This is a genomic window from Paenibacillus peoriae, from assembly GCF_022531965.1.
GTDB classification, from domain to species: Bacteria; Bacillota; Bacilli; order Paenibacillales; family Paenibacillaceae; genus Paenibacillus; species Paenibacillus polymyxa_D.
Window position 1 is genome coordinate 2,696,199 of the sequence record NZ_CP092831.1, and the last position, 17,252, is coordinate 2,713,450.

General features: G+C 44.7%; 15 protein-coding genes. 11 read left to right on the forward strand and 4 right to left on the reverse strand.

What is annotated here, in order from left to right; genetic code table 11:
• The first annotated feature begins 16 nt into the window (after positions 1-16).
• From MLD56_RS12060 to MLD56_RS12085, 6 genes are all read left to right on the forward strand, one after another.
• On the forward strand, positions 17-1,477 hold the full coding sequence (locus MLD56_RS12060) for an efflux RND transporter periplasmic adaptor subunit (protein ID WP_029518488.1): 1,461 nt from the start codon (positions 17-19) through the stop codon (positions 1,475-1,477).
• Positions 1,474-2,211 carry an ABC transporter ATP-binding protein gene (locus MLD56_RS12065; protein WP_029518487.1) on the forward strand — a complete coding sequence of 246 codons (738 nt, stop codon included), beginning with the start codon at positions 1,474-1,476 and terminating at the stop codon, positions 2,209-2,211. Before MLD56_RS12060 ends, MLD56_RS12065 begins: the two co-directional genes overlap by 4 nt.
• The gene (locus MLD56_RS12070) at positions 2,208-3,422 is read left to right on the forward strand and encodes an ABC transporter permease (protein ID WP_029518486.1); all 1,215 of its coding nucleotides are present in this window, start codon (positions 2,208-2,210) and stop codon (positions 3,420-3,422) included. The genes MLD56_RS12065 and MLD56_RS12070 overlap by 4 nt, the downstream gene beginning before the upstream one ends.
• Before the next feature lie 66 nt (positions 3,423-3,488).
• Entirely contained in the window at positions 3,489-4,430 is a 942-nt protein-coding gene (locus MLD56_RS12075; protein WP_029518485.1) for a polysaccharide deacetylase family protein, read from the forward strand.
• Positions 4,431-4,470: 40 nt separating this feature from the next.
• Complete coding sequence (locus MLD56_RS12080) at positions 4,471-4,947, forward strand: RNA polymerase sigma factor (protein ID WP_029518484.1); 477 nt, start codon at positions 4,471-4,473, stop codon at positions 4,945-4,947.
• Positions 4,948-5,124: 177 nt separating this feature from the next.
• Entirely contained in the window at positions 5,125-6,726 is a 1,602-nt protein-coding gene (locus tag MLD56_RS12085) for an alpha-amylase family glycosyl hydrolase (RefSeq protein WP_029518483.1), read from the forward strand.
• Positions 6,727-6,969: 243 nt separating this feature from the next.
• On the opposite strand, the gene MLD56_RS12090 is transcribed toward MLD56_RS12085, so the two are convergent.
• The 4 genes from MLD56_RS12090 to MLD56_RS12105 all read right to left on the reverse strand — a co-directional run bounded on the left by MLD56_RS12090 (position 6,970) and on the right by MLD56_RS12105 (position 11,508).
• On the reverse strand, positions 6,970-7,752 hold the full coding sequence (locus tag MLD56_RS12090; RefSeq protein WP_029518482.1) for an HAD family hydrolase: 783 nt from the start codon (positions 7,750-7,752) through the stop codon (positions 6,970-6,972).
• Positions 7,753-7,782: 30 nt separating this feature from the next.
• On the reverse strand, positions 7,783-8,832 hold the full coding sequence (gutB1, locus tag MLD56_RS12095; RefSeq protein ID WP_029518481.1) for a 2-amino-2-deoxy-D-mannitol dehydrogenase GutB1: 1,050 nt from the start codon (positions 8,830-8,832) through the stop codon (positions 7,783-7,785).
• Positions 8,833-8,866: 34 nt separating this feature from the next.
• Positions 8,867-10,135, reverse strand: a complete 1,269-nt coding sequence (locus MLD56_RS12100; RefSeq protein WP_412178886.1) for an aspartate aminotransferase family protein — start codon at positions 10,133-10,135, stop codon at positions 8,867-8,869.
• Positions 10,136-10,299: 164 nt separating this feature from the next.
• Positions 10,300-11,508: an MFS transporter gene (locus MLD56_RS12105; protein WP_029518479.1), complete on the reverse strand. Its 1,209-nt coding sequence runs from the start codon at positions 11,506-11,508 to the stop codon at positions 10,300-10,302.
• A gap of 510 nt (positions 11,509-12,018) precedes the next feature.
• Here MLD56_RS12105 and MLD56_RS12110 point away from each other — a divergent pair.
• From MLD56_RS12110 to MLD56_RS12130, 5 genes are all read left to right on the forward strand, one after another.
• Positions 12,019-12,927 carry an AraC family transcriptional regulator gene (locus MLD56_RS12110; protein ID WP_029518478.1) on the forward strand — a complete coding sequence of 303 codons (909 nt, stop codon included), beginning with the start codon at positions 12,019-12,021 and terminating at the stop codon, positions 12,925-12,927.
• A gap of 115 nt (positions 12,928-13,042) precedes the next feature.
• On the forward strand, positions 13,043-14,107 hold the full coding sequence (locus tag MLD56_RS12115) for a Gfo/Idh/MocA family protein (protein ID WP_039275006.1): 1,065 nt from the start codon (positions 13,043-13,045) through the stop codon (positions 14,105-14,107).
• A gap of 574 nt (positions 14,108-14,681) precedes the next feature.
• Positions 14,682-15,710 (forward strand): helix-turn-helix transcriptional regulator, encoded by a 1,029-nt coding sequence (locus MLD56_RS12120; RefSeq protein ID WP_029518476.1) that lies wholly within the window; start codon positions 14,682-14,684, stop codon positions 15,708-15,710.
• A 135-nt stretch (positions 15,711-15,845) separates the two neighbouring features.
• Positions 15,846-16,640 carry an SDR family NAD(P)-dependent oxidoreductase gene (locus MLD56_RS12125; RefSeq protein ID WP_029518475.1) on the forward strand — a complete coding sequence of 265 codons (795 nt, stop codon included), beginning with the start codon at positions 15,846-15,848 and terminating at the stop codon, positions 16,638-16,640.
• Between the two features lie 92 nt (positions 16,641-16,732).
• A complete protein-coding gene (locus MLD56_RS12130) occupies positions 16,733-17,035 on the forward strand; it encodes a putative quinol monooxygenase (RefSeq protein ID WP_029518474.1) in 303 nt (100 codons plus the stop codon).
• The last annotated feature ends 217 nt before the right edge of the window (positions 17,036-17,252 follow it).

A 17,252-nucleotide genomic window follows, 5' to 3' on the forward strand; every position in this document is an offset into this window, starting at 1 on the left:
TTAAGGGGATATAACATTGTCGGAAACAGAAAAGAAAGATAAAAATTCATTACAAGTATTAAGAAAGAAAAGAAGAGTGAAAAGGAGCATAGGTATTCTGATCTTGCTCATTATAGCGGGAATTGGCGGTACGCTCTACATGAAAAGGGGCCAGGAAAAACCTGTGGAGGCTCCGGCGAATCAGGTCGTACAGGTACAGAAAGCTAACATAACCGAGTCGCTTAGCGTGACTGGAACCGTTCAGGCTTCCAAGGAAGTAAATATTAATTTTACAAATATCGAGGGTGCCAAGCTCGTCGCTGTCAATGTCAAAGCAGGAGATAGCGTCAAGGCAGGTCAGGTGCTAGCACGACTAGATGATTCAGATGCCAGGCTGCAAATTAAGGATGCCGAATCTAATGTCGCAATTGCAAGGGCCAAACTGGACGAAGCCAAGCGCGGACCCAAAACAAATGATATCGAGCTACAGAAAGCAAATGTCTTAAAGGCACAGATGGCGATTAAAACAGCCAAGAACGCGATGGAATTAGAGGAAGCTGCTGCGCAAAAGGAGGCAGCCAAGGTGACTTTGGATAAAGCCCAGAAGGATTATGATGACCAGGCTTATCTGGTTCAGAATGATGCGGCAGCAGAAAGTGACCTGGCGACAGCCAAGCAAAATCTGGATAAGGCAAAACTGGATATGAGCAATGCAGAGCTGCAGTACAAGAAGGCACAGACCAAGCAAACTGAGGCGATCGAAGAGGCGGAAATGGGCTATAAAACAGCATTAATACAATTAAAGGCTGCACAGTCCCCACCTGAAGCTTCCAACATCCAATCTGCACAAGCTTCTTTATTGCAGGCTGAAACGGCATTAGAGCAGAAGAAAAGTGTTCTAAGTAAATTACAGGTTACGGCGCCGTGGGACGGGATTATTTTGAAGGTCAACGGCGATGTGGGCACTAGTCCTACTGCACCTTTTATTGTCATGAATAACTCCAACACAGGGGTTATGAAGGTTCTTGCCAAGGTGAACGAAAGTGATATTGCTAAATTAAAGACCGGACTTCAGGCGACAATGCACTCGAATTCATTCCCGGACAAACAATTTAAAGGCGAAGTACGCTTTGTTTCTCCAGAGCCGGTGACGGAAGCCAATGTGACTACATACAAAATTGAATTGTCTTTGGATAGCCAAAACATAAGGCTGCAACTGGGGATGAATATGGATGTATCTCTACTGTTAGCTGAACACAAAAATGCGCTGTCTGTGCCATTGTTTGCCTTGAGGTCTGAAGGCGGTGTGGATGGAGTATATGTGGCGAAGAACACAGCGAATCCGGCCGATTATGAGTTTAGACCCGTGAAACTGGGTGTCTATACAGCGGATCAGGCCGAAATCAAGTCCGGTGTCAAGGAAGGTGAAACCATTGTTATTCCTCCTCAGAACAGCAGTGCTGACCCGAATGGTAGTGGAGGGGGGCAGACACAATGAGTGAAACTCAATCCAATAACACCGTTATTGAAATTAAAGAGCTGAAAAAAAGGTATGAAGTAGGCGGTCAGGAGATTCAGGCTCTACGCAGTGTGAACTTATCTATTAGCGAAGGGGAGTTTGTTGCTATCATGGGACCCTCTGGTTCAGGCAAGTCCACCATGATGAATGTTATTGGTTGCCTGGATCATCCGGATACCGGTAAATACTATCTGGATGGTTACTCCATATTGGATGCTCGTGAGAACGAACTTTCAGAGATTAGAAATCAGAAGCTAGGATTTGTGTTTCAGAAATTCTATCTCCTGCCTCGTACTACAGCTTTAGCAAATGTGGAGCTGCCTATGATGTATGCAGGTGTTCCTGCCAAGGAGCGTCGGGAAAGAGCTATAGAGGCGCTTCGGATGGTGGGTCTTGCAGAACGGATGTATAACAAGCCTAACGAGCTTTCTGGCGGTCAGCAGCAGCGGGTTTCCATCGCCCGAGCTTTGGTGAATCATCCGGTCATTCTGCTGGCAGATGAGCCTACGGGTGCACTGGACACGAAGACGAGCATCGAGATTATGGAGCTGTTCCAAGGCTTGAATGAGCAAGGAAAAACCATTGTCCTGGTTACTCATGAACTGGAAGTAGCGGAATATGCCAAACGATTGATCAGCTTTCGGGATGGTAACATTGAGCGAGATGAGCCTATTGCAAATAGACGAATTTCATCAAGGGTGGTAAGTCTATGAATCTGATGGAAACGATCCGTGTATCGATGAACAGCTTAACTACCAACAAGATGCGCTCATTTTTAACGATACTCGGTATTATTATCGGGGTGGCAGCGGTGATTGCCATTATGGCCATCGGGAATGGCTCAAAGGCCAGTATTAAGGAGGAAATCAATAAGTTAGGAAATAACGTACTTTTGGTTGCTCCCGTCATGCCAATGACTGAGGAAGAAATAAATCAGGATACCTTGCCCTCATTTACGTGGACAGATGTCGAGGCATTGGAACAAAAGAGTTCGATTGCAGCAATGATGCCCCGTATTTCAAGCAGTTCAAAAGCTGCATGGGGGCGATATAACTATAATGCAACCATTGTAGGGACATCTGCTTCATTTTACAAGGCCAAAAAGTTTTCCTTTGCCGAGGGCAGAACATTTACCAACGATGAGATGGATAAACGTAGGAATGTTGCCATTCTGGAAAGCCAAGCGGTTGTGCGTCTTTTTGGTGGAGATACCAAAGGCGTATTGGGACGAACGTTTCAAATCAAACAGATCCCTTTCAAAGTAATCGGAGTATTGAATTCTCAGCCTGTTACGAATTTAAGCTACAGTACAAATGATCAAATCTACATCCCGGCTACAACCATGATGAACCGTCTGGGTGAGAAAAACATTACTGGTCTGGAGGTATCCGCCAAGTCACCAGGCTTGATGGGTCAGGCTCAATCAGACATATTGGAAAGCTTGCGTGTGACGCATCAGCTAAAACCTTCGGAACCGGATCAATTTCAAGTAATGAGTCTGTCCGAAGCAGCAGGTGCAGCATCCGGTGTAGATAATATCATGACCAGCTTGCTGGGAGGTGTAGCTGCGATCTCACTTGTGGTAGGGGGAATCGGAATTATGAATATTATGATGGTGTCGGTTATAGAGCGCACGAAAGAAATTGGTATTCGAAAAGCTATTGGTGCCAAGCCAAGAGATATTATGATTCAATTCCTGTCCGAAGCGGTCATTTTTGGTCTGCTAGGGGGGATGCTCGGGGTTGTTACAGGCGTAGGCGCCTCCAAAATAATCGAAGCAACAGCACGCATGACCATTGAATTTACAATCTCGCCGATCCTATATTCGTTTCTTAGCTCTGCAGGTACAGGCATTCTATTTGGGGTATATCCGGCTTATAAAGCAGCAAGATTAAAACCAATAGATGCATTGAGATACGAATAATTGAATGGGCACATGGTCGCAACATAAAACGTGAACTGCTTCTAGATTTTTGGAGGAATATATACTATGGAAAAAAGCTATGTGCAAAATAGAACCAGAGCTCATCGAATGAAGAGGAAGAGAAGAAGACTACTGTTTATTATTCTCATTTGTATGGTTCTAATGATTATAAAACTCTTTGACATCTTCAGTAGTAAACCACAGCCAGTAAAAACGATTGAATATGCAGAAAAAATAGAATCAGTATCAACCGACAAACTAAATAACAAATCCAAAGGGAGCGAATCTTCTCTACAAAATGTTTCGGATGTTGAAGATGCAGCATTTGTTGAAAAGTACTTAAATCAGCAAATGCAAGGGCAGCGACCTGAGGGGATCGACGGTAAAAAAGTAGTCTATTTATCTTTTGATGATGGTCCATCGGTTACCGTAACGCCTAAAATATTAGATATTCTTAAAAAAGAAAGTGTGAAAGCAACGTTTTTTGTGTTAGGAAAAGCAGTAGAGGAAAATGAAGTGACTAAAAAAATAACAAAAAGATTGGTTAAGGAAGGACATGCGATCGGAAATCATACTTACTCACATGACTACAGTTATTTGTATCCGAATCAGACTGTGAATTCGAGCAGTTTTATGAATGATATTGAAAAAACAAATCAAGTTTTAAAGCAAATATTGGGGCAGAATTTTTCCACAAGAGCGATTCGATTTCCAGGCGGCCACATGACATGGCAGAGAAATGATCCCGATGGTATGGAAGTACTGGACAAAGCACTACAGGATAAGGATTACCATCAGATTGACTGGAATGTGTTACCTAAAGATGCAGAGGGTGCACGTAAGAATGCTGAGCAATTAATTAGTGAATTCATGAGAAATATTGGGACTAGAGAAAAAGCAGTGGTACTCATGCATGACACTTATGGGAAGGAAGAAACAGCCAAAGCCTTGCCTGAAATCATAAGATATTTAAAAAAGCAGGGATATGAATTTAAGACTATCAAGTAACGTACCGATTTCAATCAAAGCAGAAGGGATACGCAATAATATGGATGTTAAAGATCTGGAGGATCTATATTTATCTTGCAAATCAGACCTCTTTGGCTATCTATTGAGGATATTGCATAACAAACAGGATGCTGAAGATTTGTTGCATGAGTGTTTTATTCGGTTTATAAGAGCTTCGCCTGACTTGCCCCAAGATCGTATTCGGTTTTACCTTTTGAGAATTGCCAAAAATTTAGCTATAGATTTAATCAGAAAACGAAAAAAGATGGAGGAATACATTTTACGTAAGGGGCTGCTCCACTATCACTGGGATATCCTTGATTTTGAAATTCAGGAGGAGGTCAATCAAATTCTCTTGATGGCAAGTAATACCGAGCAAAGAACGGTACTTGAATTGCGATTAGTCCAAGGATACTCCATAAAGGAAACGGCTAGAATTTTAAACAAGAGTGAGAATGCAGTGAAGTCTTCGCTTCACAGAGCTTCCCAACGTATTAAATTGAGATATATTTCTTGAACTGATTGGATGAAAAGAGGAGTAGACATAGAGTCTGCTCCTCTTTTCGCTCAATACAGAGATAAAACAATAAGATCGATATTTTCCACCATAATAGATAATAAATATCCCCTTTTTTTGGATTGTTTCTATTTATAATGAAAGCGCACCCATAACAATCAAAGGAGCTGATTTGTTTTGACACGTAACAAACGCTTAAGAAGATTGTCCACCGCCATGTTAACGGTGCCTATGCTCACGATGTTCGCTTCAAGCGCAATGGCAGAGCAGGAATCGAACGGACATAAGCCTCCGGTTTCTACTGGAAGCGGCGTATTTTATGAAATTTATATCAATTCTTTTTATGATTCGAATGGAGACGGACATGGTGATTTGAAAGGAATCACACAAAAGCTTGATTACTTAAACGATGGAAAACCCCATTCGGGTAGGGATTTGCAGGTCAGCGGCCTCTGGCTTATGCCCCTAAATCCATCTCCAAGCTACCATAAATATGATGCAACTGATTACTATCAGGTGGACCCACAGTATGGGAGTCTAAATGATTTCCGCACCTTGATGAAAGCAGCGGACCGAAAGGGCGTTAAGGTGATCATGGACCTTGTTATCAATCATTCAAGCAGCGAGCATCCATGGTTCAAGGAGGCCAGTGCCAACCCGCAAAGCAAATTCCACGACTATTACGTATGGGCGGATGAGAACACAGATTTGGAAGAAAAGGGCTCGTGGGGTCAGCAGGTATGGCATAAGAATCCGAATGGCGAAGGGTATTTCTACAGTACGTTCTGGTCGGGCATGCCGGATCTGAACTTTGACAATCCCGAAGTCCGCAAAGAAATGATCAAAGTCGGCAAGTATTGGCTGCAGCAAGGTGCAGACGGGTTCCGACTTGACGCGGCGATGCATATTTTTAGAGGACAGACGAAAGATGGTGCGGATAAGAACATTGCCTGGTGGAGTGAATTTCGTTCCGAGATGGAGAAGGTAAATCCAAATGTATATCTGGCAGGAGAGGTATGGGACAAACCGGAGACCATAGCTCCTTATTACGGACAGCTCCACTCCTTGTTTAATTTTGACCTGGGCGGAACGATTTTGAAGTCCGTGAAAAACGGCCGAGATCAGGGTATCGCGGCATTCGCCGAGAAAACGCTGCAACTGTACAAATCATATAATAAGGCGGCACTCGATGCTCCGTTCCTGAGCAACCATGACCAGACTCGTGTCATGAGCGAGCTAGGCGGGGATGTGCGAAAAGCCAAGCTGGCCGCTTCCATTCTTTTAACGCTTCCGGGTCAGCCGTTCCTCTATTATGGCGAAGAAATTGGTATGAAGGGAGAGAAGCCTGATGAGTTTCTTCGTGAGCCTATGCGCTGGTACAAGGGAGAGGGCCCTGGTCAAACGACATGGGAGAAACCCAAATACAACAAAGGCGAGGTATCAGTGGAAGCGCAGCTGAGAGACGATGATTCCCTGCTGGAAAGCTATCGCACACTCATCCGTCTGAGGGAAAAACATGAAGCTTTACGCAGCGACAGTCTGCAACCTATACAAGCAGGCTCTGCCAGCGTGACCGCATTTAAACGTACTTCAGGCAAAGAAGCACTGTATGTATATCATAACCTGTCTGGAGAGCCGGTTACCTTGCAGATGAAAGATTCCGATAAGGGTAAATGGAAAGTGGTCTTCTCCACCTCAAAGGATGTGAAGGTGAAGAAAGGAACAGTTAAAATTCCGGCTTACAGTTCTCTGATTACCGAAGAAGACAGAAAGAGCTGAATATACGCAAAATTACCGTTCAGATGAAGCAGGGCATATATCGTTGAATCCAGTTTGGGGTGTTAACAGCACCCCTTTTTTCTATTGAACCGGAAACGTACGTGTTCTAACTATACCGATTTGACGTAAAGCACGCCCCTTAGAGTACACACAGGGAAGGAAAAATGACATTCTCCAGTGTATATTCCAAGGGGCATTATTTAATACCCTCAATCATAGTAAAGATCGGACGATTCCATATGATTATAAAGGGGGTATGCCTTCCGGTATGTTTCGACTCTTGCTCTTGGCAAGCAACTGCTCATCAAACGGCAAATTCTCTTTGATCGCCCACAGATCGTCATAGCTGAGAATACAGCGATCAGCTCTGGACAGATCCTGCCGGCCGGAGCCGGGGTTATGGAAGCCGATACAGTACATTCCTGCACTTTTGGCTGCCTGGACCCCGTTATGTGAATCCTCAATAACGATGCAATGGGCTGGTGCAATGCCTAGCTGCTCGGCGGCGTATAAGAAGATGTCCGGTGCCGGCTTACCCTGCAGTACCTCTTCACCGGTGATTCGAATGTCAAAGTAACGGCCAAGTCCTGTCTTTTCCATAATGAGATCAATCAGCGCCCGCGGAGAGGAAGAGGCCACCGCGACCGGAATCCCTTTCTCTTGCAGCCAGTCCAACCACCGCTCCAGTCCATCGATCGCCGCAAGGCCCTCGTGTGCAATCATTGTCTGCATCACATTTTTTCGGTGATAGGACAAGGCCTCTTCCACCGTATTGGTGAGCTGATGCCTGTCCAGCACTTGACGCCACATGGATTCGAGTGTCACTCCGACATAGGTGTGATGCTCTTCTTCCGTCATGGGCGCACCGAAATGGGCAAAGGAGCTGCGTTCGACCTCAAAGTAGATCGGTTCGCTGTCTACTAACACCCCGTCCATGTCGAAAATGACCGCTTTGACTGGAACGGACGCGGATAGGTCTCCTGTGCATTCATTATTCGTCGGTGTAACATGATGGATGCTCGTCATGTCCATTCTCCCCCTTGTTAGTAGCTAAATTTAGTTGTCGGAGCCACTAGATTGCAGCACAATCTTGATCGCCTGAGACGAGGGCTGAAGTGTCCGCTCGCTGATATTGCATCCAAGCGTCTTAAAGGCTTCATGGTAGTCATCCAGCGGATACGAGTGGGTAATGATTTTTTTGGCGGGAATGATTTGCTGCTCAATCAGGTAATGCGCCGTGGAGAACGTGCCCAGAGAATCAATCGAACCGATGATTTTAAGGCTACGGTCAACTACCTCTTTCGGATTAAACGAGCTTATCCCATCTCTCAGCCCCACCAGCATCAAATACCCGCCGCTCGCAAGCTGGCTTAGTACCTCAGTGCCGACCACTCCTGTGGTGTCCACAATCATGTCCACCTGATTTTTTAACGGAGCCAGCTTATGAATGGCCGATTCCAGTGTGGCGTGCGCGGACCACCGTTCGGGAGCAATAGAATCTGCTATGGCGAGCCGTTCCTCCGAGATGTCAACAAGGCAACCAGTTACGCCTTTCGAAGCAAGAGCATAGCTGTACAGAATCCCGATCGGACCTGCGCCTATAATAACGGTTGTGAAGTTCGGCAGCAGGTTAATCTGGTTGATTCCGGTCAGCATACAGCTCAGCGGCTCGGTCAGCGTCGCTTCTTCGTAGCTGATATGGTCCTTCAACTTGTACAAAAAACGGTCCTCAGTCACATAATAATCGGTGAACGTACCGTCTGCGCTGACTCCGGTCTCGGTTACGGATTTGTGTGTGCAATGATTTTGTCTTCCTGTCCGGCACATTTCGCATTGGCCGCAGTAGTAAGTTGGATCAATCACCACTCGGTCTCCAGGCTGCAGTGAACTGACGGCTGGTCCTACAGCGATCACATCCCCCGCTGATTCGTGCCCCAAAATCGTAGAAGGCACGGCATGATATTTGCCACTGATGATACCTAGATCCGTACCGCATACGCCAGTTGCCCGAATCCGGACGAGTACATCGTTATCTTTTTTTATCTCCGGGATAGGTCTTTCCTCAAGTGCGACATCCCAAGCTGATTTATATACAAGTGCGAGCATGTATAATTCCTCCTTTTGCTTATTGGGTAGATCGTTAGTGAAGGGTAGCAAGAACGGCGTCAAGCCGTTTAACAATTTCGACAATCTCATCTTCGGTAGCCGTGAGGGAAGGTCTGACTTTGACCACATTCCCATAACCGTAACGGGAACCTCTCAGAATTAATTGTTGTTCCTCAAATGCGCGATCGATAATCCCATTGCTTTTCACTGCATCCGGGGCATCGTCCTCGTCTACAATTTCCAGTCCCCACATCAGTCCGACGCCACGAGCCTCACCAATGCAATCATACTTGTCGGCCATCTCCGTCAGCAGGGATCCGAGCAGGCTTCCTTTAGACCGGACGGCTTCCAGAAAACCAGGCTCGGTTACAACCTCCAATGTGGATTTGGCTGCCGTGACCGAGATCAGATTGCTGCCCGAAGTAAAGGAATGTTCGTGCTTCTCCAGGACATCGAGACGAGACTGCATCAATACCGCCGCAACCGGGACTCCAATACCGCCCAGACCCTTAGCGAGAGTAATAATATCCGGTTGGATGTCAAACAGTTCACTTGCGAACATGTAACCTGTCCGCCCAATTCCGGTCTGCACTTCGTCTGCAATCAGAATCATCCCATGCTCGTCGCATAGCTGACGGAGGCGCTTGAAATATCCTGCAGGCGGGATGATATTACCTCCGTTGCCCAGAATGGGTTCAATAATCATGCAGGCCACAGACCCTGAGCTTCCATACTCAATGGCATCCGATATAGCGTCAATACAATGATGACCACACTTGTCTGGTGAAGAATTAAAGGGACAGCGATAACAGTAGGGGGCAGGCACATGCAGAGAATTTGCTGCAACTGAGTTAGGAAAATTCTTGCGACGAAAGGCATTACCGGAAATGCCTGTTGCAAACTGGGTTTGTCCATGATGTGACAGATGCAGACTGATGATATCGGTTGCTCCGGTGTATTTTTGGGCCAGCTTCACAGCACATTCGTTCGCTGTGGAGCCGGTAATATCTCTCATCCATCCGGCGTCTATGCCGTTCGGGGCATACTGGATTAGATGATCTAGGACTTCTTCGACATAAGGCTCTGTAAAAGTAGAAGACATGTGTGCAAGATTGCCGACTTGCTCCTGTACTTTGCTTACGACATGAGGGTGGTTATAACCGAGCGACAAGTTGAAGGTGCCGGATACGCCATCCAAATACTCCTTACCCGAATCGTCAATTAGAGTAATGCCTTTACCATATCTGAAACGTTCTTTGGTCAACGTATGCACGATATTTCCCCTCCATATCAGAATATACATTCTTATTAAGTCATCTTTATAAAGTCTACCACCCTATCAGAGCATAACGAGGCTGAACTCACCTCCCCAAAATAAGAAATCCACCTTCCTTGCCCTCATGGACAAGGGAGCATAATCCGGTGCTTCTGCGATAGGCCTCACCTCCCCTAAGAACTAAAACAATATCATCCTTCCTTGCCCTGATGGGCAAGAGAGTCAACGACTCGGCTGCCCCGATCATTCCACAGATGCGTGAGAATAAGTGCCAGCAGCAAAATCAGAGTAAACCCTCCTAAAATCCAGAGGCTAGCCGCCACTGGCCATTCGCTCATGCTCCAGCCAATTACATATTGAAGCACCGAGCCGCCAATTCCGCCCGACGCAATCAGAATGCTGGTCGTCCGCTCGGTCATTCCTGGAATCAGCACGTTGGCATAGACAAGCGCGATACAGAAGAGTCCAGACATGAATAGACCTGCACCGAAAATTATAAGGTATGTAGCCCATTGGCTGGATATAAACACCATGGCAACTAGGAAACAGAAAGTACCGATTGCACTCCATAGCAGGTAAGGAATATATCCTGCTGACTCTGCAATCCTTCCTGAGAACATACGACCAATGATCATTGCAATCCAAAGCACGCTGACACCCAGCGAGGCTACGGATCCTTGAAGATGTAGCGTCTCTGTCAGAATAGAAGGTAGGAAGTTCATGAGCCCCAGTTCAAGACCCATATAAACAAAGAAGAATATAATGAAGATTCCTAGCAATACACGATGCTGTCCAGAGTAACGGGCTTGTTCAACTGAACGTTCAGTAGTTCGGATGTCTGCTTGGGTAAGGTGAGAGGAGGCGGATGTAGGCATGGTAAGCCACAACAGCGCTAAGACAAAAGTGAGAAGGGAGATGGTGTAAAAGGTTAGATTCCACATTCCAAGCCAGATATACAGGCTAACGATCGCCGGAATAAGCAGTGCACCAAGTGCAAAATAGACATCCAGCTTAGACATGGCCACGGCTTTTTGCTCCTCCGTGAACTCAATGGTAAACGCTCCGATGGACGATTCAATGATGCCTGAGCCGAAACCAACCCAGATGGCCATTGCGATGACCCAATTCCATGAGGGTAGTACACCCAAGATAATGCACGCTGCCACGATACTACCCAGGGCTATGGATAACATGGACTTGCGACCCAGATGCAGAGCCATGAAGGGGGTGAGCAGAACACCGACAAGAAATCCGAAAAACTGCAGGAACAGCAGTAATCCACCATCGCTGTACCCCCGTCCATAGTGAGATAGTAAAGTCGGCAGTAATGCCCCAAGCACCACACTGGTGACGCCGATTAACAGATAGAAAGCACAACTTAAAGCGAATAGTCTCTTCAAGGCCTGTCCCTCCAGTAGGTCATATTTTTTATATGAGTATTTTTTTTACTAGAATATACCATCACATTGGAAATGTATATATATTTTTATATAGAAAATGTAAAAAAATAATTTGACAATTTTACACGTATTTAACTTCAATTATGTTTAATCCAGTTAAGGTGAAACCTTTATCTAAAGAAACTGCAAGCGGCAGGAGGGAATAAGATCAGTCCAAATTGTTCTCGAACGCCAAACGGCTCATAATTAAGTCATAACTTTGAGTTTGCAATAATGTTAGTAAGGATACCTAGTAAAGATGCCTAACAGTTGCTTTACTTCATAGCAACTATGATTGATAGGGTAGAAAAACGAATGTTAAACGCTTACAATTCAAAAGGGAGAGGGAATTTTATTCGCTAGTTGAGAAGGAGAAGCATGAAGAAGGGAAGAAAGGAATGCAGTGCAGCATAATTATCATTAGTCATGTGCACGGCTTTTTGAACTTTACTGCAAAAGGAGTCTACCAAAATGAATTTTTATTTAGAAATCCCGGAGCTTGACCGACATTTTCCTTTCCGGAGTTTTATTAATAAAGGCGACGTGCTTTGCTATCCTCATTGGCATAAAGAAATTGAAATTATTTATGTGACCCAGGGAACCTTGGATCTGGGAATTAACGATATTTCGATACGCATGAAACAAGGTGAAGTTCAGTTTATAAATGGGGGTGATGTTCATTATTTCCTTGCCTCTCCCGACAGCGAACGGGTGGTTATTCAATTTGATCTGAGCTTTTTTCAAGAGGTTTCCACATTAAGTGATCAGAAACGCCCTCTAAGATATATATTTACGGAGATGGAGCAATCAAGCTGGAACTGGCCAGAAGAAACAGCAGCTAAAATGCTTCCTCTGATTCAAAGCATTTATGATGAGAACGTCAACCGACACGAAGGCCATGCTTATATGATCAAAGCCAAGGTGTTTGAGATGTTGACTCTTATTATGCGTGAAGTGCCGAGAAGCATAACCCCAAGGCTTCCTGAACTCTCAGAAAGAACCTTAACACAATCCAAGGACACTCTTTATAAACTGGAACGTATTTTTGAGTATGTGGAATGTCATTATCATGAAACCATCTCGCTGAAGAATGTCGCTGATTATATGGGGTTCAGTCCTTATTATTTCGCCAGGCTGTTTAAGAAGAATACGGGGATGACCTTTGTAGCATTTTTGAATGATTACAGACTAAATAAGGCAAAATGGATCTTGTTGAATGAAAACAATCCGATTACTGAGGTCGCAGAGGCGGCAGGGTTCAGTAGTGTAAAGACGTTTCATCATCTCTTTAAGGAAGCGACAGGAACATCACCATTGAAATACCGCAGGACAATATTCGGGAATAAAACAGCAAGAAATGAGGAGGAAAGCTTTTCATGAGATTTGTATGATAGAGCTATCCGACGAAGTTAAGGGTGAGTTACGAGGACATTGAAATTTATTGACATGAGCACCCACTTGATAGGCGGTGGGCTTAAATCAGGAGTGGAGGAAGATGAAAATGGACAATCGTATATACAATGTAGTCATCATCGGTTATGGAGGCATGGGAAGCTACCATGTTCAATTGATCGAATCTAATCAGCAACTTGCCGTTGGCGGTGTATATGATATTGTCGATTACCGGATGGAACTGGCTGCGGCTGCCGGCTATAAAACCTACGCGAGCCTGGACGCCGTTCTGGCCGATGAGGCCGTCGATATTGTTTTGATAGCAACACCTAATGATGTTCATAAGGAAATCGCGATCCAGGCGCTACAAGCCGGAAAGCATGTCATTTGCGAAAAACCGGTTACGATAACGAGCGCGGATTTCTTGGATATTGTTGAGGTGGCAAAGAAAGAAAATCGTGTGTTTACGGTACATCAGAACCGTCGATGGGATGAAGACTTCCGAATTATCAAAGATATAATTGGCAATAAGACCGTGGGCGAGCTCTTCCAGCTGGAATCGCGAGTTCAGGGAGCTAATGGCATTCCAGGTGACTGGCGGCAACTAAAGGCGTATGGAGGAGGAATGCTACTGGATTGGGGAGTACATCTGTTGGACCAGCTGCTTCAGATTACGGACAGCAAAATAGAAAGCGTAGCTGCTACCCTAAGCTATATTTTGGGGACTGAAGTGGATGACGGCTTTGCCAGCTTTATTGAGTTCAAGGACGGCCTGACAGCAGTCATTGAAGTGGGTACAACCAATTACGTAAAGCTGCCACGCTGGTATATTAAAGGAACCGAAGGAACCGCAGTGATTCGAGATTGGGATTTGAGCGGAGAGATCGTCACCCGAAATCCAGATGTTGCTCACGTGGAACCCAAGCCGATTCAAGCAGGTCAAGGATTGACGAAAACGATGGCGCCGCCGTCTGAGGAATCCACCCTTAAGTTCCCGATTGAGAAAATACCTGCTGCTGCAGAAAGCTTTTATGAGAACTTTGTCTCCACCATCGAAGGAAAAGCGGAGATTGCGATCAAAAATGAAGAAGTACACCGTGTATTGGTGCTAATTGAAACGATTTTTGAGGCGGCAGCAACCAAAAGCGTGATTCGAAGAACTATTTAGATTTGCTCTATTTTTCGATCCATCATAAGAGAGATATATAGGAACCTGGAGAGAACCAAACAGATTTATTTAATGAAATTTTGGGATGCATTTAAGTAATCAGTAAACCTTTGAAATGGTGAGCAAAATAATTTTGCCCACCATAAAACTCAAGCGGGTATCGCTCCACAACCGAATTCTATGGCTTGATCATTTTTAAGTTGCTTTTTACATAAAAATTAAATCCGCTATTTCCTCCTTATAAATCAACACATTTCACTCTAAATCTTCCATGAAAACATAAAGTAATTGGGGGTTTAAAAACACACTCATAAACATATGGGTGTGTTTTTTGGTGTTGAGAATGAGTCGTTCAAGCCATTAACAGAATTTTATCATGATTAAGTAATTCGCCAAATCACTCGTCATTGATTGAAAGTAGCCCAGATAACAAGATGGTGTAACATTTTCCACAGCTTATTACGTTAATGTAGACACCTTAACGTACTTAAGAGTATTCTTATGTGTACTTAAGAGGGACCCCATCGCAACCAAAACCAATGAATATGTAAGTATATAAAGGAGGCCCATATATATGAAGTCTCATACCTCTGACCGTATTAAAATCCCGCCAGGATTGTGGGCAGGATTATGTCAGTTAGGGCTTGGCGCCCACGACGTAGCACGCAAAGCACGACTGCCGATCACCATTATTACTGAACCAGTAGTCACCACCGCCCAATATTTCGCGATCTGGCAGGCATATTCTGATCTCATTGGTGACACAGCCCAAGGAATCATCAGGCTTGTGACCGTCTTTGATACAGCAAAGTACCCACCGACTGTCTTAGCGACTTACCACGCTCGGGACTATCGCGACGCTCTAAACCGAATGGCTCGGTACAAACAACTGTGTCCCCCGGAAAACCTACATATCACGGAGGAGGGCGAGCACTGTACAATTGATCTGGAGTGGCTATCTCCCGAGCAGTCTGGTCCGCCGATGCTGGTTGGTAGCACGCTGGCTTGTCTTCTGGAGATTGGGCGCCGGGGCACAGGTCAACCTTTGAAAGCGCAGCTTGTTGAATTTTCGCACTACATGGGCGATATACAAGCCCTTGAAGCTTATTTCGGCTGTCGTATCCGGATTGGTGCAAAATGTAACCGATTGACGCTACATCGAAGAGACCTGGACCGCCCCTTTGTCTCGTACAACGAAGAGTTGCTGGAAATCTTGACTCCTGTTCTGGACCGATCGTTGGATGAACAGCAGCGCAGCCGTTCAATTACCGAGATGGTCAAATGGATCATGAAACGCAGCCTTACAAGAGGGCGCCCCGACATTCAGGCTGTGGCGAAGGAGCTCAGTATGAGCGATCGTACCTTGCAGCGCCGTCTTACTGACGAAAATACGAGCTTCAAGATTCTATTGACAAAAGCTAGACATGAGCAGGCACGAGAGTACTTGGCAGACCCCTCGCTCGATATTAAAGAGGTAGCATTCCTGATTGGGTACGAAGATCAAAACTCGTTTTACCGCGCCTTCCGCCAATGGGAGGGGGATACGCCTTCAAATTGGCGGACTGAACATTTAGGTACAAACTCGATATCAGGAGCACGCTAGGACTGCCTAATGAGTTTTGTCATTTGGCGTGTTAAACAAGAACTTTGGCGCAATATGCTAGTTACTGGACAATCCAGACAAGATAATATAATCACTATCCGGAGCACAATTGTTTTAAAAAAGGAGAAGTGTATTATGGATATGGGATTAAAATATAAAACAGCTTTAGTTACAGGATCAACGAAAGGCATAGGTAAAGCAATTGCCATTGAACTAGCCAAAGAAGGTGCTAATGTACTAATTAATGGACGAAATTATGAAGAGGTAGAACGAACTGTAAATGAAATTAAGTCAGATTTCCCAGCTACCTCCCCTCAAAATGCTACAGCCGATATTGTGGATATTGGACAAAGAGAAGCCTTATTTGAAAAATGCCCCGAAATTGATATTTTAGTTAACAATATGGGTATTTATGAAATTATGCAATATGTGGACGTAGACGATGAAGTATGGGAAAAATACTTCCGCACTAACGTTCTTGCTGCAAATGGATTATCAAAATTTTATTTACCTAAAATGTTGAAAAATGATTATGGTCGCCTTATTTTTATTGCGAGTGAAGAAGCAATTATGCCTTCAGGACAAATGCCTCAGTATGGTATGACAAAATCTATGTTGTTGTCATTGTCAAAAAGCTTATCTAAATTAACAATAGGAACAGAAGTTACAGTCAATACGATCATGCCGGGACCAACGCTCTCTGAGAATGTGCACCAAATAATTGAGAGTATGTATCCTCATGAAGATATGACTTTTTCAGAAAAAGAGAAAGATTTTATGGTTACAAACCTGCCTCAATCTGAAATACAGCGATTTATCAAGCCTATTGAAATAGGAAGACTAGCTACATTTGTATGTAGCCCTTATGCATCTGCATTTAAAGGTTCTCCAATCCGTATGGATGGAGGAATGGTACCGACTATTTTTTAGCGTTTGTGGAGAAACTTGCTGAAATTACGCTGACATTGCGGAACATTATGATAAGATGAAGTCAAATTTCACTCGAGGGTAGGATGAGGAACATGAACCATTTTGCTATGTATGGAAAGTTGATGGCACTTCCAGGGCAAAGGGATGCTCTTGCAGGCATCTTGCTAGAAGCGGCCGATCTGTTGAAGTCGAATACTGACTGCTATTTGTATATAGTCAATGTGTCAGACGATGACCCGAATGCGGTGTATGTGACCGAAGTGTGGAAAGATGCAGATGCTCATGCAGCCAGTCTTAAGAACGAAGAGGTACTGGCGTCGATACAACGCGGCCGACCGTTGATTGTCGGAGCGGAGCCTATTAAACTGCGTGCCCTAGGCGGAAAAGGCCTGTAGGGTTATCACTCAATAACGAGTATTCTAATCACATTAATGAAAATTATTGTTGCATATTACGCTGAAGGAGTTCAAGCAGCTAAGTTATGTTTTTAGATATTTAAAGGTCGGAGGCTACATTCGATGTGCAATCCCAGATGGTTACTTTCCGGATGAATGGTATCAAAATATAGTCAAAATCGGAGGACCTGGGAAAACGCTTTTGTAACAAGTGAAA

What these genes read in the sequence shown, in the direction of transcription:
- MLD56_RS12065 (WP_029518487.1), top strand. Translation starts at nt 1,474, where the DNA reads ATGAGTGAAACTCAATCCAATAACACCGTTATTGAAATTAAAGAGCTG.
- MLD56_RS12070 (WP_029518486.1), top strand. Translation starts at nt 2,208, where the DNA reads ATGAATCTGATGGAAACGATCCGTGTATCGATGAACAGCTTAACTACC.
- MLD56_RS12075 (WP_029518485.1), top strand. Translation starts at nt 3,489, where the DNA reads ATGGAAAAAAGCTATGTGCAAAATAGAACCAGAGCTCATCGAATGAAG.
- MLD56_RS12080 (WP_029518484.1), top strand. Translation starts at nt 4,471, where the DNA reads ATGGATGTTAAAGATCTGGAGGATCTATATTTATCTTGCAAATCAGAC.
- MLD56_RS12090 (WP_029518482.1), bottom strand. Translation starts at nt 7,752, where the DNA reads ATGACGAGCATCCATCATGTTACACCGACGAATAATGAATGCACAGGA.
- gutB1 (WP_029518481.1), bottom strand. Translation starts at nt 8,832, where the DNA reads ATGCTCGCACTTGTATATAAATCAGCTTGGGATGTCGCACTTGAGGAA.
- MLD56_RS12100 (WP_412178886.1), bottom strand. Translation starts at nt 10,135, where the DNA reads ATGTATATTCTGATATGGAGGGGAAATATCGTGCATACGTTGACCAAA.
- MLD56_RS12110 (WP_029518478.1), top strand. Translation starts at nt 12,019, where the DNA reads ATGAATTTTTATTTAGAAATCCCGGAGCTTGACCGACATTTTCCTTTC.
- MLD56_RS12115 (WP_039275006.1), top strand. Translation starts at nt 13,043, where the DNA reads ATGAAAATGGACAATCGTATATACAATGTAGTCATCATCGGTTATGGA.
- MLD56_RS12120 (WP_029518476.1), top strand. Translation starts at nt 14,682, where the DNA reads ATGAAGTCTCATACCTCTGACCGTATTAAAATCCCGCCAGGATTGTGG.
- MLD56_RS12125 (WP_029518475.1), top strand. Translation starts at nt 15,846, where the DNA reads ATGGATATGGGATTAAAATATAAAACAGCTTTAGTTACAGGATCAACG.
- MLD56_RS12130 (WP_029518474.1), top strand. Translation starts at nt 16,733, where the DNA reads ATGAACCATTTTGCTATGTATGGAAAGTTGATGGCACTTCCAGGGCAA.